The following is a 21,604-nucleotide window of genomic DNA, read 5'->3' as shown; positions in this document are numbered from 1 at the left end:
CCGCCTGTTGCGTGCAGTCATGAAACGCGATTGAATGCCCCCAAGAGCACGGGTCGAGAACAAAAAGGTTTATAAAAAATGGCAACCGACCGTCAGAACCTGCAGGATGCATTTCTGAACCACGTTCGGAAAACCAAGGTTCCGGTGACGATATTCCTGATCAATGGCGTAAAGCTGCAGGGCGTCATCACATGGTTTGACAATTTCTGCGTGCTGCTGCGCCGGGATGGACAATCGCAATTGGTGTACAAGCACGCGATTTCCACCATCATGCCCAGCCAGCCGATCAGCCTGTACGAGGGCGAAGACTGACCGAGCCTGCCCCCCGCACCCCGGAGCCGACACGCGCCTGGGTCCTGCATCCCGAAATCCGGTCAAAACCGGGGCGCCGCGCGCCCGGTTTTGCGTTGGAAGAAGCTGTTGCCCTGGCCGCTGCGCTGCCGGGGCTGGACGTCGTGGGTGGCGATGTTGTGCGCCTGACCCAGCCGCGTCCCGGCACCCTGTTCGGCACCGGCAAGGTCGAGGAACTGGGCGCGCTGTTCAAGGCCAACGACATCGAACTGGTGCTGGTCGACGGCCCCCTGTCGCCGGTGCAGCAGCGCAATCTGGAGAAGGACTGGAAGGTCAAGATCCTGGATCGCACCGGTCTGATCCTTGAGATTTTCTCGGACCGCGCCCGCACCCGCGAAGGCGTGCTGCAGGTTGAAATGGCCGCCCTCAGCTATCAGCGCACGCGTCTGGTCCGCGCCTGGACCCACCTGGAACGGCAGCGCGGCGGGCTGGGCTTCGTCGGCGGCCCCGGCGAAACCCAGATCGAGGCCGACCGCCGCGCCATCGACGAACAACTCACGCGGCTGCGGCGGCAGTTGGACAAGGTCGTCAAGACCCGCGAATTGCATCGCTCTGCCCGCGCCAAGGTGCCGTTCCCCATTGTCGCGCTGGTGGGCTATACCAACGCCGGGAAATCGACGCTGTTCAACCGCGTGACCGGGGCGTCGGTGATGGCCAAGGACATGCTGTTCGCCACGCTGGACCCGACCATGCGGGCGATCGACCTGCCGGACGGGCCAAAGATCATCCTGTCGGACACCGTGGGCTTCATCAGCGCCCTGCCGACCGAACTGGTCGCCGCCTTCCGCGCCACGCTGGAAGAGGTTCTGACCGCCGATCTGATCGTCCATGTGCGCGATATTTCTGACCCCGAGACCGAGGCCCAGGCCGAGGATGTGCGCGAGATCGTGGAAAGCCTTGGCGTCGATCCCGACACGCCGCAGATCGAGGTCTGGAACAAGCTGGACCGTCTGGATGCCGAGGCCGCCGAGCGTCTGCGCGCCCTGGCGCCGCGCCAGCCCGACGTGCATCTGATCTCGGCGATCACCGGAGAGGGGCTGGACGATCTGCTGGCCGCAATCGCGACCCGCATTTCCGATCCGGTTCTGGACGACACCCTGCATCTGGACTTTTCCGATGGCCGCCGCCGGGCGTGGCTGTTTGCCGAAGGCGTGGTCGAGGCCGAGCGGCAGGGCGAGGACGGGGTCGACCTCGACGTGCGCTGGACCGCGCGGCAGAAAGAGACCTTCTCGCGCCTCTAGCACCAATTCTGCCTTCCGCTGCGTCGCTGTGGCGGGTTTCCGCTTGTTTGCACAGCGAAATTCATCTCATGGTTAACCAGTTTCCCGCGTGGAAGTTGTGCTTTGAAAACTTTGCGTCAAAGTGAAGCCTTACACGCGGAGCGGCATGTCTTGCCGTTGGCCGGCTGCCCGCAAGGTGACAATCTGGCCTTCCGGGAATATCCGGGCTAGACAGCCTTCGTACCAATTTTTTCCAGCATCCAGCATTGGCTGGTAAGTGAGCGATCTTGACCGTCGATATCTATGCCCCCACCCCCGGTGATGCCCTCAGTTCCGCAGAGCTGGAGTTCTACCACCTCGTCAACGATTACCGTGTCTCCCTTGGCCTGGATACGATCCAGCTGTCGCAGAGCCTGACCACCGTCGCCGGGCGTCACGCGCAGGATGTGCTCTATAACATCTGGGAACCGAACCTGCAGCAACCGGCCAATGCCTCGCTCAACAGCTGGAGCGATGCGGTCTATTTCAACGACCATTCGAACACCGGCGTCATGCATAACGCACCGCAGCGCCTGGGCACGGCCTATGTGGATCCCAACGCCACGGCGACCACGCGTCTGGATCGCGGCTATGAACTGTCGGTGGCCGGTCCTGCCACCGTACTGGAAGCCTTCAACGCCTTCGTGGCGTCCGATCCGCATCACAACGTCTTCATCAACAGCGGCACCTGGGCCAATTTCGACTTCAATGCCATGGGCATCGGGGTTGAACTGGATCCCAGCATCTCCACCAATGGCGGCACCATCTTTCACCTGTGGTTCGGCGAAATGGTGGATCCCGCGGGCGCGCCCGACATCAATGGCGACGGCAGCGACAACAGCCTGCGCGGCACCCTGTTCGACGATGTGCTGGACGGTCTGGCGGGTAATGACACGATCCTTGGCGACGATGGCAATGACACCATCCGCGCCGGCACCGGCAACGATGTTTTCAACGGGGGCAATGGTGTCGACACGCTGATCGAGGATCTGAGCGGCGCGGCGGCCCAGCAGTTCGTAGTGCAGGTCAACCTGAACACCGGCGACCACGGCGCCAAGGGCGACGCGGCCAACCGCGACACGCTGATCGCCATGGAGAACTATACCCTGATCGGCGACTATGACGCCGAAGTCATGGGCAATGGCGCGGCCAACGTAGTCACAACCGATGCGGGTGACGACACGATCTCGGTCGGGGCGGGTGACGACACGGTCAATGCAGGCGGCGGCAATGACACCATCGATGGCGGCGGCGGTTCGGACCAGTTGTTCGGGCAGGCTGGCGACGACCATCTGACCGGCGGCTTTGCCAATGACTTCCTGTTCGGCGGATCGGGCAATGACACCCTTCTGGGCGGCGATTCCAACGACCAGTTGTTCGGCGGCAGCGGCATCGACACCATGGATGGCGGCAACGGCTCGGATTTCTACGTGATCGACGGTTTCGATCTGGTCCTCGATACCGGCACCACCGGGTACGACAAGGCGCAGATCAACGATGCAGGCGGCGTGTCGCTGCTGATGACCCTGGCCGGATGGGGCGGGATCGAACGTGTCAACGGCTTCACCGGCAATGACACCGTGGATGCCTCGGAACAGACCTCGGCCGTGTTCCTGTTCGGCGACGCGGGCGACGATACGATGACTGGTGGCGCGGGAGATGACGTTCTGATCGGCGGCGACGGCAATGACACGCTTACCGGCAATGATGGCAACGACATCATGCTGGGCGCTGCGGGCAACGACACCTTCGATGGCGGTGGCGGCAACGACGTATTCTACATCGGCGAAAGCGGCGATGTGGTCAGCGACGGCGGGGCCGGGTTCGACAAGGCGGTGATCTATGACACCAACGGCCTGAGCCTGAACGTCGGCAGCTGGGTCGGGGTCGAGCGGATCATGGGTCTGACCGGCGACGACACCATCGACGCCACCGGGCTGGCAACCTCGGTGACGCTGGTGGGCGGTGCTGGCAACGATGTGCTGACCGGCGGGTCCGATGCGGACGTGTTCTTCGGCGGGGCCGATGACGACACGCTTCTGGGCGCGGCGGGCGATGATGCGCTCATCGCGGGCGCGGGCAACGACATGCTGGACGGTGGCGCGGGCAACGACTTCTACCTTGGCGGTCTTGGCGCGGATGTTTTCGCCTGGACCGACGGGTTTGGCCGCGACGTGGTGAAGGACTTCACCGATGGCGTCGACCGGCTGGACTTCTCGGGCCACAGCACGGTGAATTCGACCAGTGATCTGGTCATCACCCAAAGCGGGCAGCACACGATCATCACCCTGGCAGCCGGTGGCACCGACCAGATCACCCTGGCCAATACGCAAGCCAGCCTGATCACCGGGACGGATTTCGACTTCGTCTGATCCCGGCCTTTCGACCCAAACAGAAAGACCCGGCCCTTGCGGCCGGGTCTTTTGCGTTCAGGGGGCCGGGCGCAGGGTGGTCACGCCGGTGGCGGCGGCTTCGGCCAATGCCGGGTCCAGCGACATGGGGATGTACTCGCCGCGCCGCCAGCGTTCGCCCAGATTGTCGTAGAACCGCGAAAACGGATGCCCCGACTGCCCGGTCGCGATGACAAACACCGAACTGTCGGGATCGGCCATGTCATAGACCCCGCGATAGCCCGCCGCATGCACGTTCAGGAAGGGCTGCGCGCCCAGCCCGGCGGTGCGGCCCCGGTTCAGGGTGTGATCGCCGCCCGAAGTCGGCTGGCGGATATTGACCAGCCAGCCCAGCCCCGGAATGCCGCCCAGCACCTCGTGATCATGGGTGGCCTGATGGGCGCTGCCCCATTGCAGCCCTTCCAGGCCGCCGCGATAGGTCTCGGAGATCCACAGCAACGCATCGTCCAGCGCCCGTTCGGCCATGTCGCGGCAGGTCTCGATCCCCGAAGAGCGGCTGACATCGCACCAGGCCGAGGCGCCGTCCACGTCGCGAAACACCCGTTCCAGGAAGATCGGGTCGGGATGGCTGAACGCGGCCGCCAGATCGCGGCCCAGTTCGTCGACGATCAGCCGTTGCTGCAGCGCCTGCACCCAGGCCGCATAGATCAGTGGCTCGGGCATGTGTTCGTTCATGTCGCCGTTCCAGTTGGCCAGAAGGTCCAGCGCCTCGCGCCGGGCGCGGGCCGGGCTGCCATCGGGGGCGGCCTCGCCGGTGAACCACAGGTCGGCACCGATCAGGGGCAGCAGGCTGCGGGCGGCAGGGCTGATGGTGTCAAGCTGCGCTTCCATGAAGCTGTCGCGCGAATGCACCTCGCGGTTCCGCATCAGCCGTTCCCAGCGATGCACCCGCTGGCTGTCGCCCCAAGCATAGCTGACATGCAGCGGGAAGGCGCGTTCCAGCGGCTTGTTGTTGGTATTGCCCAGCAGGCCGCCGTCGGGATCGGTGAAACGCGGGTTCGTGTCAAAGGGCAGCCGGCCCTGCCAATGGTTCTCGGCCCGCCATCCCGGCGCGGGCAGACGGCCCAGGCTGTCGTGCTGGGCCGAGCGTCGGGGCAGGGCGCCGATCATCACCATCGCCACGGTCTCGCGGTCGGCCAGCACAAGGTTCTGTGCGGGGGCGACGTACTCGGCCATCGCCTCGATTGCGGGGGCCACCGCGCGCTGCTGCATCAGGTGCATCCCGGCGGTCATGGTGCGGTCGTCGGGAGTCAGCGCGGTCCAGGCCAGGCTGGCCACATGGCCCGCGGGCACGATGGTGTTCAGGTCGAACAGGTCGCCGGGCAGCACCGGTCCGCGATCGGTCCAGCGCAGGGTCAGAGTCACCGGCTCGGCCCCCTTGACGCGGACCAGCGCGCCCTCGGTGCGAAACGGTGCCATGGCCCCGGTGGGGGTTTCATAGGCGTTGGGATTGGTGGGGTCGAGCCGCTCGACATACAGGTCCTGGTCGTCGGCATAGGCGCTGGTCAGCCCCCAGGCCAGATCCTCGTTGCGGCCCACAAGGATCAGCGGCATCCCCGGAATGGTGCCGCCGATCACGCCGCCGCCCGCAATCTCGATCCGGGCCAGGTACCAGATCGACGGCGCGGTCAGCCCCAGGTGCGGATCGTTGGCCAGCAGTGTGCTCCCGGTGGTGGAGCGGTCGGGCATCGCCGCCCAGACGTTCGACGCCCCGGCCAGCGCCGGGGGCGAGAAGGGTGACAGCGGATCCGTCAGCAAGGGGTTGCCGGCCAGTTGGGTGTCGGCCGCGGTCGGAGCGGGGCCAAGTGCCGCCAGCACCGCCAGCCCGCCCGTGGGATCGTCGGGCAGAATATCGCGCAGCCGCTCGGGGCTGACGGTCAGCGCGGTGCGCGCGCGCAGAACCTCGTCCTGAAGGTGTGCTGTCAGCTTCAGCGCCATCAGCTTGGCGATGGCCAGCGAATCCGATGGTTGCCACGGGGCGATCTCGGGGGGGAACAGAAAGAACTCGGGTGCCCCGCGTCCGCGTGCGCCAGTGTTGACCTGATCGATCCACGCGTTGACACCGGCGGCATAGGCGTCCAGCGCGGCCAGCGTGGCGTCGTCCTGTATGGCCTGCGATTGCACGGCCAGCCGATAGATGTCGAGCCGCCGCAGCGTCTCGTCGATCTTCAGGGTGCGGGGGCCGAAAATCTCGGACAGCCGCCCCTGCGCCGTGCGCCGCATCATCGTCATCTGCCACAGCCGGTCCTGTGCATGGACGAAGCCCAGGCCGAAGAAACTGTCGGTCTCGGTAGCGCCGAAGACATGGGGCACATTGGCGGTGTCGCGCACGATCCGCATCGGTGCCGACAGGCCCGGAAGCTCGAAGCTTTCGCTGTAGTCGGGCAGCGAGCGTGTGGCGAGGTAATAGGCCAGCGTCGCGGCCAGTGCGGACAGCACGACACCCGCCAGGAAAAGGCGCAATACCCAGCGGAAGGCGCGAGTCATGGCAGGCTCCTGCAATCTGTCCTGTCGGGATCATCCCGCGCAGGCGCGCGCGGGACAAGGGGCATTCCGGCTTTGCGCGATCAGCGCAGGATGCGGGTGTACTTGGTGCCCTCGATGGTGGCCCCGGCCATCAGGCCCTGCTGCGCAAACAGGAAGGCAATGGCCGAATTCGAAGTCACGGTGCTGGCCTTCAGCGCGCCGCCGACCTCGCCACCGGTGAATTCCGCGGCCGCCCCGGCATCCCAGCCCGGCGAGGTGCGGAAGCGGCGCAGGGACTCGGGCGTCAGGAAGAACAGCACGTAGGCGTATTGCTGCGCCCCGATCTGAAACCCGACGCTGCCTTGGGTGGCCGAGTAGTAGTCCACCGTCACCCCGGCCACCTGCAGCGCGCCTTCGCCGTAGGAGCCACCAACCATGAACCCGGCCTCGCCTACCAGCGGCATCACCAGCATGCCGACGGATTTGTCGCGCAATTCGGCGGTTTCGGGATAGGTCTTGTACATGTAGTCCAGCGCCGCGGCGACCCGCGTGTCGATGGTTTGCGCCCCTTTGGAGCCCACGGAGTTGTCGCAGGCGGCCAGAAGCGCGCCCGCGCCCAGAAGCAGCCCACGCCGCGTCATGTTGATCATTGTCTTTGCCTCGATTTTCACTGCTCGGAAGCGGTTGCCCCGCGATTGGCGCGCAGTCTAGCGCGAAACGCGCCCCGTGTCACCGCAGCGCAGCATCACCCGGCCAGAAGCCGCGCGGCGCGGGGGGCAAAATAGGTCAGGATGCCGTTGCAGCCGGCGCGTTTGAAGGCCAGCAGGCTTTCCATCATCACCTTGTCGCCATCCAGCCAGCCGTTGCGGGCCGCCCCCTCCAGCATCGCGTATTCGCCGGACACCTGGTAGGCGTAGGTGGGCACGCCGAAGCTGTCGCGAACCTGGGTGCAGATGTCGAGATAGGCCATGCCCGGCTTGACCATGACCATGTCGGCGCCCTCGTCGAGATCGCGGGCGATCATGCGCAGGGCCTCGTCGCGGTTGGCCGGGTCGATCTGGTAGGTGTTCTTGTCCCCCTTCAGGGCTGCCGAGGCACCCACCGCGTCGCGGAACGGGCCGTAGAAGGACGAGGCGAATTTCGCCGAATAGCTCATGATCGCCACGTCGGAATGGCCCGCCGCCTCCAGCGCGTCGCGGATGGCACCGATGCGCCCGTCCATCATGTCCGAGGGGCCAAGGATGTCGGCGCCCGCCTCGGCCTGTGCCAGCCCCATACGCACCAGCGCCGCGACGGTTTCGTCGTTCACGATCATCCCGTCGCGGACAATGCCGTCATGGCCGTTGGCGTTATAGGGATCCAGCGCGATGTCGGTCATGACCGCGATCTCGGGCACGGCGGCCTTGATTGCCCGGATGGCGCGGTTCGACAGGTTGTCGGGATCCCAGGCCATCTCGCAGCTTTCGGTGCGGTCTTCCATCGCCGTGTAGGGAAACAGACACATGGCCGGGATGCCCAGATCTGCGGCCATGCGGGCAGCCTCGACCGCCTTGTCGACGGACAGGCGCGAGACGCCGGGCATCGCGGCGATGGGGTCTTCGATGCCGTCACCGTCGCGCACGAAGACCGGCCAGATCAGATCGGTCACCGACAGGGTGGTTTCGCGCACCAGCCCGCGCAGAGCGGCGGTCCGGCGCGTGCGCCGCGGACGATTGCGCAGGTATTGGCGATGGGCGTCGGTCATCTTGGGATCCTTTCTGACTGCTCCCTGACTGCCACCGATGGGCGGCAGGCTCAAGAGGCGGCGGGGGCTGGGCAATCGCGCCGCATTGGGCTAGCTGGAAGACAGACTTGAACGGGAATCCCATACCGTGCCGACGACAATTCTTGACCTGATCGACCTGCGGTCGTTTTCCAGTGTCTGGTACTGGATCCTTCTGGGCGTGATCTGGTCGCGGGTTCTGACCTATCCGATGGGGATCCCGGTGGACATGCTGCGGGCGGCGCGGGCCGAGGATCCCGCGGCGCGGGAACGGCTGGCGGCCCTGACCGAGATCATGGTGAGCCGTCATCTGGCGCATCTGAACGGCCTGGGTCCGATCCTGGTGGGGTTCTGGGCCTTTGCGCTGACCGGGCTGATCCTGCTGTCTGTCGTCTACCGCGTGGAATTTGCCCAGGCCATCCTTGTGCTGGCCTTGCCGCTGGCGCTGGCCGCCTGGATCACCGCGCGCGGAGCCCGGCACATGGCGCAGGCACAGATGACCGTGGACGACCTGCCGCGTGCCTTGAGCGTCCTGCGCTGGAAGCTGCATGCGCTGGCGCTGCTGGCGGTATTCTTCAGCGCCATCTGGGGAATGTTCTACAACCTGTCAGCGGTGATGCTCTAGGGCCGGGGGCGGGTGCCTCCGGCGGGAGTATTTTGGCCAAGAAGAAATCGGGCGCGCCGATCTCCGCCGGACCGGGTGCTTGACACGACGGTGGGGCCGGGTAGGTCACGGCGCGGAACCACGCAACCACCTCGGAGGGTGACATGTCTCAGTCCGACAGCCAGAAACTGACCGTAGGTGGCGCACCGGAGGGCTTCGATGCGCGGCTGGTGCTGAAGGAGCTGGACCGCGGGCCGGTTCTGCATGTGGCGCGCGATGACAAGCGGCTGGAGGCGATGCGGGCAGCCCTGCGGTTCTTCGCACCCGATGTGCCGGTGTTCCATTTCCCGGCCTGGGATTGCCTGCCCTATGACCGGGTTTCGCCCAATGCCGATATCTCGGCGGCGCGGATGGCGACGCTGGCCGCGCTGGTGCATGGCGCGCCCAAGCGGTTCGTGCTGCTGACCACGCTGGCGGCAGCCACCCAGCGGGTGCCCGCGCGCGAAGTTCTGGCCGAAGCGGCGTTCTCGGCGCAGGTGGGGAGCCGCATTGACGAGGCCAGGTTGCGGCAGTTCCTGGTGCGGATGGGGTTCTCGCAAGCGCCCACGGTGATGGAGCCGGGCGACTATGCCGTGCGGGGCGGGATCATCGATATCTATCCGCCCGGCGACGGCGGCCCGGTGCGGCTGGATCTGTTCGGTGACGTCCTGGACGGCGCGCGGCGGTTCGATCCGGTCAGCCAGCGCACCACCGAGAAGCTGGACATCGTGGAACTGGCCCCGGTGTCAGAGATCGTTCTGGATGACGCGGCCATCACCCGCTTCCGGCAGACCTATCGCATCGAGTTCGGTGCCGCCGGGGGCGACGATCCGCTGTACGAGGCGGTCAGTGCCGGGCGCAAGCATCAGGGGATGGAGCATTGGCTGCCCTTCTTCCACGCACGGCTGGAAACCCTGTTCGACTATCTGCCGGGCGCAGTGGTGACGCTGGACGATCAGACCGATGCCATGCGTCTGGCGCGCTGGGAGGGGATCGCAGACCAATACGACACACGGCGCGAGGCGATGACCCATCGCGCGCGGATGGACACGGTCTATAAACCCGCAGCCCCCGAAACACTGTATCTGAACGACGCCGATTGGGAGGCCGCCGTGGCTGGCCGCCGGGTGCTGCGCTTTCATCCCCTGCCGCAGGCCAGTGGGCCGGGCGTCGTCGATGCCGGCGGCCGGATCGGGCGCAACTTCGCCCCCGAACGCCAGGCCGAGCAGACCAACATCTTCGAAGCACTTGCCGATCATATCCGCGCCCGGCGCGCTATGGGGGCGGTGGTGGTGGCCTCCTATTCCGAGGGCGCGCGGGAACGCTTGCAGGGGCTGCTTGAGGACGAGGAGCTGACGGGGCTGCGGCTGATTTCCGACAGCCGCGATCTGGTGGAAAAGGCCGGGCAGGTGCATCTGGCGATCTGGGGGCTGGAGCACGGGTTCGAGGCTGACGGGCTGACCGTCATCTCGGAGCAGGATGTGCTGGGCGACCGGCTGGTGCGCGCACCGAAAAAGCGCAAGCGGGCCGAGAATTTCCTGACCGAAACCCATAGCCTGACGCCGGGCGACCTGGTGGTGCACGTCGATCACGGGGTCGGACGGTTCACCGGGCTGGAAGTCGTCACTGCCCTCGGCGCGCCGCATGAATGTCTGGCGCTGGAATATGCGGGCGGCGATCGCTTGTACCTGCCGGTGGAAAACATCGAGCTGCTGTCGCGCTTCGGGCATGAGGAAGGTCTGCTCGACAAGCTGGGCGGCGGCGCGTGGCAGGCCAAGAAGGCGCGGCTGAAGGCACGCATCCGCGAGATTGCCGACCGCCTGATCCGCATCGCCGCCGAGCGCGAATTGCGCCACGCCCCGGTGATGGCGCCGCCCGATGCCATGTGGGAGGCCTTCTGCGCGCGCTTCCCCTATCAGGAGACCGACGATCAGCTGACCGCCATCGAGGCGGTGCTGGAGGATCTGGAACGTGGCCGTCCGATGGACCGCCTGATCTGCGGCGATGTCGGTTTCGGCAAGACAGAGGTGGCCATGCGCGCAGCCTTTGTCGCGGCCCTGTCGGGCACGCAGGTGGCGGTGATCGCGCCGACCACCCTGCTGGCGCGCCAACATGCCAAAAGCTTCCGCGACCGTTTCCGCGGCTTCCCGGTCGAGGTGCGCGCCCTGTCGCGTTTCATCTCGACGAAAGCGGCCAGTGCCACCCGCGCCGGTCTGGCCGACGGCACCGTCGATATCGTGGTCGGCACCCATGCGATCCTCGCCAAATCCGTCCGGTTCCGGAACCTCGGACTGGTGGTCATCGACGAGGAGCAGCGCTTTGGCGTGCAGCACAAGGAGCGGCTCAAGAACCTGCGCTCGGACGTGCATGTGCTGACCCTGACCGCCACGCCGATCCCGCGCACCCTGCAGATGTCGCTGTCGGGCGTCCGCGACCTGTCGATCATCGGCACGCCGCCGGTCGACCGTCTGGCGATTCGCACCTATGTGTCGGAATTCGACACGGTCACCGTCCGCGAGGCGCTGCTGCGCGAACACTATCGCGGTGGGCAGAGCTTCATCGTGGTGCCGCGCATCAAGGACATTCCCGACATGGAGGAGTTCCTGCGCGACCAGGTGCCCGAGGTGACCTTCATGGTGGCGCACGGCCAGATGGCCGCAGGCGAACTGGATGACCGGATGAACGCCTTTTACGACGGCAAATACGATGTGCTGCTGGCCACGACCATTGTCGAATCGGGGCTGGATATTCCCACCGCCAACACCATGGTCGTGCATCGCGCCGACATGTTCGGGCTGGCGCAGCTTTACCAGATCCGGGGCCGGGTTGGGCGGGCCAAGACCCGAGCCTATGCCTATCTGACCACCAAGCCGCGCGGCAAGCTGACCCCGCAGGCCGAGAAACGGCTGCGGGTGCTGGGCTCGCTCGACAGCCTGGGGGCGGGGTTCACGCTGGCCAGCCAGGATCTGGACATTCGCGGGGCAGGCAACCTGATCGGCGAGGAACAGTCCGGCCAGATGCGCGAGGTGGGTTATGAGCTGTACCAGCAGATGCTGGAAGAGGCCGTGGCCAAGATCCGCTCGGGCGAGGGCGAGGGGCTGGCCGAGACCGACGATCAATGGTCGCCGCAGATCAACCTTGGTCTGCCGGTGCTGATCCCCGAGGAGTATGTGCCCGATCTGGACGTGCGTCTGGGCCTGTATCGCCGCCTGTCGGGTTTGCAGAACAAGGTCGAACTGGAAGGCTTCGCGGCCGAACTGATCGACCGTTTCGGCAAGCTGCCGAAAGAGGTCAACACTCTGCTTCTGGTGGTGCGCATCAAGGCCGAATGCAAGAAGGCGGGCATTGCGCGGCTGGATGCCGGGCCGAAGGGCGCGACGATCCAGTTTCACAACGACAAGTTCGCCTCGCCCGAGGGGCTGGTGGCCTTCGTGCAGGATCAGAACGGGCTGGCGAAGATCCGCGACAACAAGATCATCGTGCGGCGCGACTGGGCCAAGGATGCCGACAAGGTGCGCGGTGCCTTTGCCATTGCGCGCGACCTGGCCGCCAAGCTGAAGAAGAAAGCGGCCTGACCGAAAGGGCACCCGCGCCGGTCGTGGTTAACCCTTCGTCAACCCAAGGTTTCTACCTCTGGGCCGGAGTCTTGAACTCTGGCCGACAGGTGCTGTGTGCGTGATCTGCCAGTCCGGGCAGGGAGAGTATGGATCATGCGGTGCTTGAGGGTTGGCGTTCAGGGGGGCATTGTGGCGTTGCTGCTGGCGCTGTCTCCGGCAGGGGCGGCCACGCGGGTGGATGCCATCCACGTGGTGTTTCAGGACTTTTCGTACCAGTCGAATTTCTGGGCCGGGGTGATGCCGACGGCCACCGTTGGCGGCCCTGCGCCGATCACGCGCATGGATATGGGATTTCACCTGACCTATCGCACACCGGTCGATCAGGCCTTTGCCTTCGGGCTGCGGCAACCTGCGGTGACTGGGGTCAGTGTCTCCATGCAAACCGCTGATATCGCGGGATTGTCCATGTCAGGAATGCGGATCTCGCACAGCGTGATGACGGATGCGCTGGTGATCCAGAGCGGGGCGGGCTTTGGCCTGCGCGGCGGGGTCGAGGTCTTTACCGCTGCTTCGGGGGCGACAACGCCGCTGGCGCGGCTGTCCTTCACATTGCCGGGGCTGTTCAACCTTGATCCGCTCACCGGGGCCGAGATCGCCAGCTATGACTACAACAGCCCTCGACCCCTCGATGCGCCGCGCTATGGGGCGCAGGCCATGTCCGGGGCAGCGATACAGGTGCAGCGCAGGTTCGTTTCGTCCACGCCGGGCCCGGTGCCCCTGTCGGGCGCGCTGGTGTACGGGATCAGCGGACTGGTGGCCCTGACCGGCGTCGGCCTGCGCGGACGCGGACGCCTCAGGTGCCGCGATGCTGGTCGAAGAAAGCTGCTGCGCGGTCGAAGAACTGTTTTCGGCGCGCGGGTGTTTCCATCATCGTCTCGTGGCGGCCGCCCTCGATGATCTCGATCTGGCCGCCGGTCATCTCGCGGCCCTGACGGGTCATGTCGGGCACCGAAACGATTTCGTCCCGTGTCGGCACCACGGTCAGGGTCGGGATGCCGGGATCGCGGATTCGGCGCAGCGCACGGCATTCGACCAGCGCGCGGTAAAGCCAGGGCACCGACGGCGCGCCCAGATCCAGCCCCGGTACTGCGTCCAGCTGCCGCCGCATATAGGCGATCATCTCGGGATCCGTGGTCAGCCAGTTGTCTGTCGGATCCGCCAGCCGCACGTAGGTTTCACGCGACATGCCCGGGGTGATCCATCGGTTCAGGCGGGTCTTGTGCGCCAGCCAGCCCAAACCCCAGGCTGCCGGGCGCACGCCGGGATACATGTTGATGCCCCACATCGGCGCAGAGAACACCGCCGAGGTCACATCGAGACCGTTCAGAACGGCGCGCAGGCCAATGGCGCCGCCCATGGAATGACCCAGCAGCACCCAGGGGCGCGGCATGTCATGATGCGCGGCATAGGCCAGCAGGGTCGCCACATCGCACTGATACTCGGCGAAATCCTCGACATGCCCGATGGCGGGATCGGTCAGCGGCCGGTCGGCCAGCCCCTGACCGCGAAAGTCGACGGCCACCGATCCATAGCCGCGTGCCAGAAACTCGGCGGCGGGAAGCCCGTACTTCTCAAGGTACTCGGTCCGTCCCGGCAGGATCAGAACCGTGCCCCGTGGCCCTGTCGCCAGACGCCCCACCCGCAGCCGCACGCCGTCGCTAGCCTCGGCCCAATGCGCCTCGGCCCCCTCGGGGGCCTGCGACGACGGGGTATGGAACGGGGCCGGGCCAAATCTCACGACAGCGAGGAGCCCAGTTTCATCGCCAACCCAAGGTCGCCGTCGATCTTCAGGCGACCGCCCATGTAGGCCGAGGTCGGGTCCAGTTCGCCCGACATCATCTCGCGGAACGTGTCCTCGTCGGCGATCAACGTCACATCGGCGTCTTCCGCACCAGCGCGCACGCCGTCGCTGTCCACCATGATCGAGCCTTCGCCCTCGATATCGAAACGGGCCACCCCGTCGAAGCCGTTGGGCATCTTTTCGGCCAGTTTCTCGACGGCTCCTGCAATAACATCGCTCATTTGTGCTCTCCTGTTGCATTCCCGCGGCTATCGACGGGAACATGTTTTGCGCTATCCTCGCCATATGCGAAGTATTCGGACCCAGATCAAATACGCCGTAGCGACACTTTTTGTGGCAGTGGGGTTTTCCACCATGGCGCTGGCCGAGGAGGCGCCGCTCGACAGGCTGTTCGACCGGCTTGCCGATCCCGAACTGGCCAACTGGCAGCAGGTCGAGAACGAGATCTGGGGCATCTGGTCGAAATCCGGGTCCGACACCGCCGATCTGTTGCTGGAGCGCGGCCGCCAGGCCATGACGGCCGGGGACATGCCGGCGGCCATCGACCATCTGTCCGCCCTGATCGACCACGCACCGGACTTCGCCGAAGGCTACAACGCCCGCGCCACCGCCTATTTCCAGGCCGGTCTGCTGGGCCTGTCCCTGCGCGACATCGAGGCGACCCTGGCCCTGAACCCGCGCCATTTCGGGGCGTTGAGCGGACTGGGGATGATTCTGGAACAGATCGGCGACGAGGCCCGCGCGCTGGATGCCTATCGTATGGTCAACGCTATACATCCCCACCGCCCGAACGTAAAAGATGCGATGAAGCGGCTTGAAGCCCGCTTGGGCGAAACCGCCCTCTGACACGCGGATCCCGGCGGGCATTCCGGCGGCGAAGGAAAGGGGTCTCATGTCTGGCAGCAGTCGCATCGAAGCGGTGCTTGGCCCCACCAACACCGGCAAGACCCATTACGCCATTGAACGGATGCTGATGCATCGCACCGGGGTCATCGGCCTGCCGCTGCGGCTGCTTGCGCGCGAGGTTTACGACCGGGTCAAGGAAAAACGCGGCCCCTCGGTGGTGGCGCTGATCACCGGCGAGGAACGCATCGTGCCGGAGCGGGCGCAATACTGGGTCTGCACCGTCGAAGCGATGCCCGAGGGCATGGGCGCGGATTTCGTGGCCGTGGACGAGATCCAGCTGTGCGCCGATCCCGAACGCGGCCATGTGTTCACCGACCGCCTGCTGCGCGCCCGTGGCCTGCTGGAAACCCTGTTTCTGGGGGCCGACACCATGCGCAGCGCCATCGCCGCACAGGTGCCCGGCGTCGTCTTCACCCATCGCGACCGCCTGTCCGAACTGACCTATATCGGCGCCAAGAAGATCAGCCGGATGCCTGCACGCTCGGCCATCGTCGGGTTCTCGGTGGAAAACGTCTATGCCATCGCCGAACTGCTGCGCCGCCAGAAGGGCGGGGCGGCGGTGGTGATGGGCGCGCTCAGCCCGCGCACCCGTAACGCGCAGGTGGAACTGTATCAAAGCGGCGAGGTCGATCACCTTGTCGCCACCGATGCCATCGGCATGGGGCTGAACCTGGACATCCAGCACGTGGCGTTTTCATCGCTGTCCAAGTTCGACGGCCGCCGGATGCGCCCCTTGCAACCCAACGAGTTGGCGCAAATCGCTGGTCGCGCCGGGCGCCACACCCAGAACGGCACTTTCGGCGTCACCGGCGAGGCCCGCCCGCTGCCCGAGGATCTGGCGCAGGCCATCACCGCCAACCGCTTCGTGCCGGTCAAGAAGTTGCAATGGCGCAACGCGCGGCTGGATTTCGGCACCGTGGGCCGGCTGATCGGCTCGCTTGAAGAGCGCACCGACGACGAATGGCTGTCCCGCGCGCGCGAAGCCGACGACCTGATGGCGCTGAAGACGCTGGCCGAAGTGGGGGCCATCCGGGCCCGGCTGAGCGACCCGCAGGCGGTGCGCCTGCTGTGGGACGTGTGCCGGATCCCCGACTTCCGGGGCATCAGCCATGCCGAACATGCCACGCTGCTTGAGACGATTTTCAACGACCTGCTCGAATTGCGCCGCATTCCCGACGACTGGATGGCGCGGCAGGTCAAACGCATCGACCGGACCGAAGGCGATATCGACACATTGTCGAAACGACTGGCATATATCCGCACTTGGACATATGTGGCTCAGCGGAAAGGCTGGTTGGACGATGAAGCCCATTGGCGTGAGGTCACTCGGGCTGTAGAAGACCGCCTGTCGGATGCGCTTCATGCGCGTCTCACACAAAGATTTGTTGATCGGCGCACATCCGTGTTGTTGCGCCGGTTGAAGCAGAGGGAGAGCCTTGTGGCTGAAGTAAACGATTTGGGCGAAGTCACCGTCGAGGAACAGTTCGTCGGACGGCTGGAAGGATTTCGCTTCATCCAGGACAAATCCGGCTCCCCCGATGAAGCCAAGACATTGCGGCAGGCCAGCCTTCAGGCACTGGCCCCGCATTTTCATCTGCGTGCCGACAAGTTCTACAACGCGCCCGACAGCGAGATCGACTATACCGATCAGGGCGGGCTGATGTGGGGCGAACACGCGGTGGGCAAGCTGGTTGCCGGATCCGAGCCGCTGAAGCCGCAGGTCAAGGCGTTCGTCGATGACGAAGCCGGTGCCGATGTGGCCGCCAAGGTGGAACGCCGCCTGCAGCATTTCATCGACCGCAAGGTTGCGACCCTGTTCGAACCGCTGCTGAACCTGCAACGGGACGAGACCCTGACCGGGCTGGCCCGTGGCTTTGCCTTCCGCATGGTCGAAGGCAATGGCGTGGTGCCGCGCGACGAGGTCGCGGGTGACGTCAAGGAGCTGGACCAGGAAGCGCGCGGCATGCTGCGCAAGCATGGCATCCGTTTCGGCCAGTTCACCATCTTCATGCCGCTGCTGCTGAAGCCGGCGCCGACGCGGCTGCGGCTGGTGCTGTGGTCGCTGGCGCAGGGTCTGGATGAATTCCCCTCCAGCCCGCCGCCGGGTCTGGTGACCGTGCCGACCGCGACCGATGTCCCCGAGGGCTATCACACCATGGCTGGCTATCGCGCCGCCGGAGAGCGGGCGATTCGCATCGACATGCTGGAACGTCTGGCCGATCTGCTGCGCGCGCAGGACACGCGCGGTGGCTTCGAAGCCACGCCCGACATGCTGTCGATCACCGGCATGACGCTGGAACAATTCGCGGGGCTGATGCAGGGGCTGGGCTACAAGGCGGAACGTGACGAGCGCCCCAAGGCGCGCCCGCAACCGGTCGAGGCGAAAACCGCGCCCGAAGCCACAACGGAACCGGACGCCAGCGCCGGGGCCGAGACGCCAGAGACGGATACAGAAGCAGCCTCCGAGGCCGACGCAACGGTTGCGCAACCGGAAACGGACGCGGCCGCTGAGACCGCGGCAGAGGCGGAAATCCCCGCCGAGGCCCCCGCCGCGGAAGCCCCCACAGAAGAAGCCCCCGTCAGCGCGGACACTTCGGCCGAGGCACCGGCAACCGAAGCCGCTCCCGAGGAACCGGCGGAGGTGGCCATCGAGGCCGCTGCCGAAGCCAGTGACGCCGACGCGCCGGCCGAGCCCGAGATCGAGGTGTTCTACACCTTCACCTGGGCACCGCGCCGCCGTCAGGGCGGACGTCCGCAACAGGGCCGTCGCGAAGGTGCTCCCGGTGATCGACCCGCCCGTGGCAAACCGCGCGGCGACGGCAAGCCGCGTGGCGACAAGCCCGCCGGCAAGTTCCAGGGCGGCAAGGGCAAGGGCAAACGTCCGCCGCAGGGTGCCAAGACCTATTCAGCGCGTCCGAAGAAGGCCGAAAAGCCCATCGATCCGGACAATCCCTTTGCCGCCGCGCTGATGGGGCTGCGTGACAAGACCTGACACCGGCATCGACGCGTCGGAGCATCCCTCCATGCGCGTCGACAAATGGCTCTGGCACGCGCGGTTCTTCAAGACCCGCAGCAAGGCCAGCGCCTTGGTGGCGGCCGGGCACCTCCGGGTGAACGGCCAGCACGCCAGAAAGGCGGCCCAAGCCATTCGTGCGGGCGATGTGCTGACCTTTCCGCAGGCGAAAACGGTGCGAATCATCAAGATCCTCGCCCTGGCCGACCGGCGCGGCCCGGCACCCGAAGCACAGGCGCTTTACGAAGACCTGACCCCGCAGGCGCCGCGCGATGACAGTGCCCCGCGTCCGGTGCAGGGCCGCCCCGACAGCCGCGACCGCCGTGCCGCACGTGCGGCCAAACAGGCTCGGCTTGAATGATCGGGCGCGGCGGAGTAGGGAAACGCCAAACAAACGGATGAGTGCGCCCCATGACCTATGTCGTCACTGACAACTGTATCGCCTGCAAATATACCGACTGCGTCGAGGTCTGCCCGGTGGATTGTTTCTACGAGGGTGAGAACGCGCTCGTGATCCATCCCGATGAGTGCATCGACTGCGGCGTGTGCGAGCCGGAATGCCCGGCAGACGCGATTCGCCCGGATACCGAGCCGGACATGGAGCAATGGGTCGAATTCAACCGCAAGTACAGCGAACTCTGGCCGGTGATCTACACCAAGAAGGAACCGCTGCCCGAAGCCGAAGAGCGCGACGGCGAAAAGGACAAACTGGGCAAATACTTCTCGGAAGCGCCCGGCGAAGGCGGCTGATTTCCGCCGCCAGACCTGCGCCCTGCACAGCGGCATTTCCCGTGCCGACATGCGGGGCTTTGAATTTTTGCGTATATGTGCTATATATTTTGGTCAGCGAACTATAACCGTCCGGAAACGTCTCGCACTCGGTGTGCGAGCACGTTTCTTTTTTCGCCTCGGAACCCGATCATTGCACGGGATCTGACGCGGACCAGAGCAAGGAAGACCACCAGATGAGCCAAGAGTATACGCCGGATTTCCGTGCCAATGATTACGTTGTCTACCCGGCCCATGGCGTCGGAAAAATTGTCTCGATCGAAGAGCAGGAAGTTGCGGGTCTCAAGCTCGAACTTTTCGTGATCTCGTTCGAGAAGGACAAGATGACCCTGCGGGTGCCGACGGCAAAGGCGGCCGGTGCGGGTCTGCGGGCGTTGTCGACCCCGGACGTGATCAGCCACGCGATGGAAATCCTGCGGGGCAAGGCCAAGGTCAAGAAAGCCATGTGGTCGCGTCGGGCGCAGGAATACGAACAAAAGATCAACTCGGGCGATCTGATCGCCATTGCCGAGGTGGTCCGCGACCTGCACCGCGCCGACGATCAGCGTGAGCAGAGCTATTCCGAACGCCAGCTGTATGAAGCCGCGCTGGAGCGTCTGACCCGCGAAGTGGCCGCCGTCAAAGGCTCGGGCGAGGATGAAGCCCAGAAGGCCGTGGGCGAGGTTCTGTTGAGCCGCGCCGCCTGAGCACCCAGCTTTTCAAGCCTTTCAAAGCCGCGCCTTCGGGGGCGGCTTTCTCATGTCAGCAACACGGACAGGCTCAGCAGGGCGGCGACTTCGGCGACCTGTTGCGTGGCGCCCAGCACATCGCCGGTCTGGCCGCCGATCTTGGCGCGGGCCAGCAATGCCACACCAACAGCAGCGGCTGCGGTGGCCAACGCCGCAACCATCACGCTGCTGCCCAGACAGGCCCAGGCTCCGGCGACGGCAAGACCCAAAGCCACGGCCGCCGTGGCCGGGCGCGGCTGTCCCAGCGAACGCGCCAGCCCGTCGTTTCGCGCCGCGGGCAGTGCGGCCCAGACCACCACCATCGCAGCGCGCGACAGCATCCCGACCGCCAGAAGCACCGGCCAGTGCCGGACCAACTCGGCCAGCCCCTGCCAGCGCAACAGCCCCACCAAAACCAGTGCCAGCACGCCGTAGGTGCCGATGCGGCTGTCATGCATGATCTCAAGCCGTCGGTCGCGGGCAAAGCCGCCCCAGAAGCCATCGGCGCAATCGGCCAGACCGTCCTCGTGCATCGCTCCGGTCAGCACCACCATCAGCCCCAGCGCCAGTCCCGCCGACAGGTTTTCCGGCAGACCCATCCACAGCGCGGCCTGCATCAGCAACGCCGCCACCCCCCCCACCACCAGCCCCGCCAGCGGATAGGCCCAGGCGGCACGCGCCCCGCGTCGTTGCGCGGTATCCATCGCCACGGGCACCGGAAGGCGGGTCAGAAGACCCAGGGCCAGGGCCGGATCGGCGGGGTCCAGAAGGGCAGGTCGGGGTGCGGTCACTTGGCGGTTTTCCTCTGTGTTGTTCGCCGTTAACGTCCCGCCGGAACAAAAGCAACGAGGCCGCGCATGTCCCAGGAACCCTTTCAGTCGCTTTCGCAGATCCACAAGATCCTGCGTCAGCTTCCGAACCCCGATGAGGGGGCTTTGGTGCGGGCGCAAAACCGCAACGGCCAGTTGACCAAACCTCCCGGTGCGCTGGGGCGGCTGGAGGATCTGGCGATCTGGTACGCCGGGTGGCGCGGCGATCATCGCCCGGTCGTTCGCGCGCCGCAGGTTCTGGTCTTTGCCGGCAATCACGGTGTCGCCGCACGTGGCGTGTCGGCCTTCCCGCCCGAAGTCACGGTGCAGATGGTGGCCAATTTCCAAGCCGGCGGGGCGGCAGTCAACCAGTTGGCCAAGTGCTTTGGCGCCACCTTCATCGTGGTGCCGCTGGATCTGCAGAACCCGACGCAGGATTTCACCCAAGGTCCGGCGATGAGCGAAGCCGAGGTCTGCGCCGCCTTCAGCGCTGGCTGGCAGGGCGTAGACCCGGACGCCGACCTTCTGGTCACCGGCGAAATGGGCATCGGCAATACCACGTCCGCGGCCGCCATCGCGCTGGCCCTGTTCGGGGGCACTGCACGCGCCTGGACCGGGCGCGGCACCGGTGTCGAAGGCGCAGCCCTTGAGGCCAAGGCGCAGGTGGTGGCGGACGGGCTGACGGCCAATGCCGATCTGCTGGGCGACCCGTTGCAGGTGCTGCAAGCTCTCGGCGGGCGCGAGATCGCCGCAATGGCCGGGGCCATCCTGCGGGCGCGCAGCCTGCGCATTCCGGTGATCCTGGACGGCTTCATCTGCTGCGCGGCGGCGGCGGTGCTGGAGAAAGCCCGGACCGGTGCGCTGGATCACTGCGTGGCCGGACACCGCTCGGCCGAGCAGGCGCACCAGCGGCTGCTGGACGCGCTGCACAAGCCCGCGCTTCTCAGCCTCGGGATGCGCCTGGGCGAAGGCTCGGGCGCGGCGCTGGCCATCGGGGTTCTGCAAGGGGCTGTCGCGTGCCATTCCGGCATGGCGACCTTTGCCGAAGCCGGGGTCGCTGACGGCTGAGC

General features: G+C 65.9%; 18 protein-coding genes. 12 read left to right on the top strand and 6 right to left on the bottom strand.

Going from position 1 to position 21,604, the window contains the following annotated elements; translation table 11 throughout:
• Positions 1–78 precede the first annotated feature (78 nt).
• The 3 genes from hfq to ACP15K_RS07175 all read left to right on the top strand — a co-directional run bounded on the left by hfq (position 79) and on the right by ACP15K_RS07175 (position 3,982).
• Positions 79–312 (top strand): RNA chaperone Hfq, encoded by a 234-nt coding sequence (gene hfq, locus ACP15K_RS07185; protein ID WP_193141180.1) that lies wholly within the window; start codon positions 79–81, stop codon positions 310–312.
• Positions 309–1,592, top strand: coding sequence for a GTPase HflX (hflX, locus tag ACP15K_RS07180; protein WP_193141238.1), 1,284 nt, complete (start codon positions 309–311; stop codon positions 1,590–1,592). Before hfq ends, hflX begins: the two co-directional genes overlap by 4 nt.
• 266 nt (positions 1,593–1,858) lie before the next feature.
• A complete protein-coding gene (locus ACP15K_RS07175) occupies positions 1,859–3,982 on the top strand; it encodes a hypothetical protein (RefSeq protein ID WP_193141179.1) in 2,124 nt (707 codons plus the stop codon).
• Positions 3,983–4,039: 57 nt separating this feature from the next.
• Here ACP15K_RS07175 and ACP15K_RS07170 read toward each other — a convergent pair whose 3' ends face one another.
• The 3 genes from ACP15K_RS07170 to hemB all read right to left on the bottom strand — a co-directional run bounded on the left by ACP15K_RS07170 (position 4,040) and on the right by hemB (position 8,231).
• The gene (locus ACP15K_RS07170; RefSeq protein WP_193141178.1) at positions 4,040–6,508 is read right to left on the bottom strand and encodes a penicillin acylase family protein; all 2,469 of its coding nucleotides are present in this window, start codon (positions 6,506–6,508) and stop codon (positions 4,040–4,042) included.
• 80 nt (positions 6,509–6,588) lie between these two features.
• Positions 6,589–7,137, bottom strand: coding sequence for a YSC84-related protein (locus tag ACP15K_RS07165; protein ID WP_193141177.1), 549 nt, complete (start codon positions 7,135–7,137; stop codon positions 6,589–6,591).
• 95 nt (positions 7,138–7,232) lie between these two features.
• Entirely contained in the window at positions 7,233–8,231 is a 999-nt protein-coding gene (gene hemB / locus ACP15K_RS07160) for a porphobilinogen synthase (RefSeq protein ID WP_193141176.1), read from the bottom strand.
• A gap of 127 nt (positions 8,232–8,358) precedes the next feature.
• Here hemB and ACP15K_RS07155 point away from each other — a divergent pair, with 127 nt between their 5' ends.
• From ACP15K_RS07155 to ACP15K_RS07145, 3 genes are all read left to right on the top strand, one after another.
• Positions 8,359–8,874, top strand: coding sequence for a hypothetical protein (locus ACP15K_RS07155; protein WP_424990147.1), 516 nt, complete (start codon positions 8,359–8,361; stop codon positions 8,872–8,874).
• Between the two features lie 143 nt (positions 8,875–9,017).
• The gene (mfd, locus tag ACP15K_RS07150; RefSeq protein ID WP_424990146.1) at positions 9,018–12,467 is read left to right on the top strand and encodes a transcription-repair coupling factor; all 3,450 of its coding nucleotides are present in this window, start codon (positions 9,018–9,020) and stop codon (positions 12,465–12,467) included.
• A gap of 135 nt (positions 12,468–12,602) precedes the next feature.
• Complete coding sequence (locus ACP15K_RS07145; RefSeq protein WP_193141173.1) at positions 12,603–13,406, top strand: hypothetical protein; 804 nt, start codon at positions 12,603–12,605, stop codon at positions 13,404–13,406.
• On the opposite strand, the gene ACP15K_RS07140 is transcribed toward ACP15K_RS07145, so the two are convergent.
• Both ACP15K_RS07140 and ACP15K_RS07135 read right to left on the bottom strand, forming a co-directional pair.
• Positions 13,303–14,247: an alpha/beta fold hydrolase gene (locus tag ACP15K_RS07140; RefSeq protein ID WP_193141172.1), complete on the bottom strand. Its 945-nt coding sequence runs from the start codon at positions 14,245–14,247 to the stop codon at positions 13,303–13,305. The genes ACP15K_RS07145 and ACP15K_RS07140 overlap by 104 nt on opposite strands.
• On the bottom strand, positions 14,244–14,531 hold the full coding sequence (locus ACP15K_RS07135) for an SCP2 sterol-binding domain-containing protein (protein WP_193141171.1): 288 nt from the start codon (positions 14,529–14,531) through the stop codon (positions 14,244–14,246). The genes ACP15K_RS07140 and ACP15K_RS07135 overlap by 4 nt, the downstream gene beginning before the upstream one ends.
• A 133-nt stretch (positions 14,532–14,664) precedes the next feature.
• On the opposite strand from ACP15K_RS07135, the gene ACP15K_RS07130 reads away from it, so the two are divergent.
• The 5 genes from ACP15K_RS07130 (at position 14,665) to ACP15K_RS07110 (ending at position 19,704) form a co-directional block, all read left to right on the top strand.
• A complete protein-coding gene (locus ACP15K_RS07130) occupies positions 14,665–15,156 on the top strand; it encodes a tetratricopeptide repeat protein (RefSeq protein ID WP_193141170.1) in 492 nt (163 codons plus the stop codon).
• A gap of 46 nt (positions 15,157–15,202) precedes the next feature.
• A complete protein-coding gene (locus ACP15K_RS07125; protein ID WP_424990145.1) occupies positions 15,203–18,208 on the top strand; it encodes a helicase-related protein in 3,006 nt (1,001 codons plus the stop codon).
• A gap of 31 nt (positions 18,209–18,239) precedes the next feature.
• Complete coding sequence (locus tag ACP15K_RS07120; RefSeq protein ID WP_424990144.1) at positions 18,240–18,590, top strand: RNA-binding S4 domain-containing protein; 351 nt, start codon at positions 18,240–18,242, stop codon at positions 18,588–18,590.
• A gap of 50 nt (positions 18,591–18,640) precedes the next feature.
• A complete protein-coding gene (gene fdxA / locus ACP15K_RS07115; protein ID WP_193141167.1) occupies positions 18,641–18,979 on the top strand; it encodes a ferredoxin FdxA in 339 nt (112 codons plus the stop codon).
• Between the two features lie 215 nt (positions 18,980–19,194).
• A complete protein-coding gene (locus ACP15K_RS07110) occupies positions 19,195–19,704 on the top strand; it encodes a CarD family transcriptional regulator (protein WP_193141166.1) in 510 nt (169 codons plus the stop codon).
• A 50-nt stretch (positions 19,705–19,754) separates the two neighbouring features.
• Here the strand turns inward: ACP15K_RS07110 and cobS are convergent, their stop codons facing one another.
• Entirely contained in the window at positions 19,755–20,516 is a 762-nt protein-coding gene (gene cobS / locus ACP15K_RS07105) for an adenosylcobinamide-GDP ribazoletransferase (protein WP_424990143.1), read from the bottom strand.
• Positions 20,517–20,582: 66 nt separating this feature from the next.
• Here cobS and cobT point away from each other — a divergent pair, with 66 nt between their 5' ends.
• Positions 20,583–21,602 (top strand): nicotinate-nucleotide--dimethylbenzimidazole phosphoribosyltransferase, encoded by a 1,020-nt coding sequence (gene cobT, locus ACP15K_RS07100; RefSeq protein WP_193141165.1) that lies wholly within the window; start codon positions 20,583–20,585, stop codon positions 21,600–21,602.
• The last annotated feature ends 2 nt before the right edge of the window (positions 21,603–21,604 follow it).

Source organism: Fluviibacterium sp. S390 (genome assembly GCF_049800695.1).
Classification (GTDB): Bacteria; Pseudomonadota; Alphaproteobacteria; order Rhodobacterales; family Rhodobacteraceae; genus Meridianimarinicoccus.
Note: the sequence above shows the minus strand (reverse complement) of the source record. Positions and strands in the feature narration are given on the sequence as shown.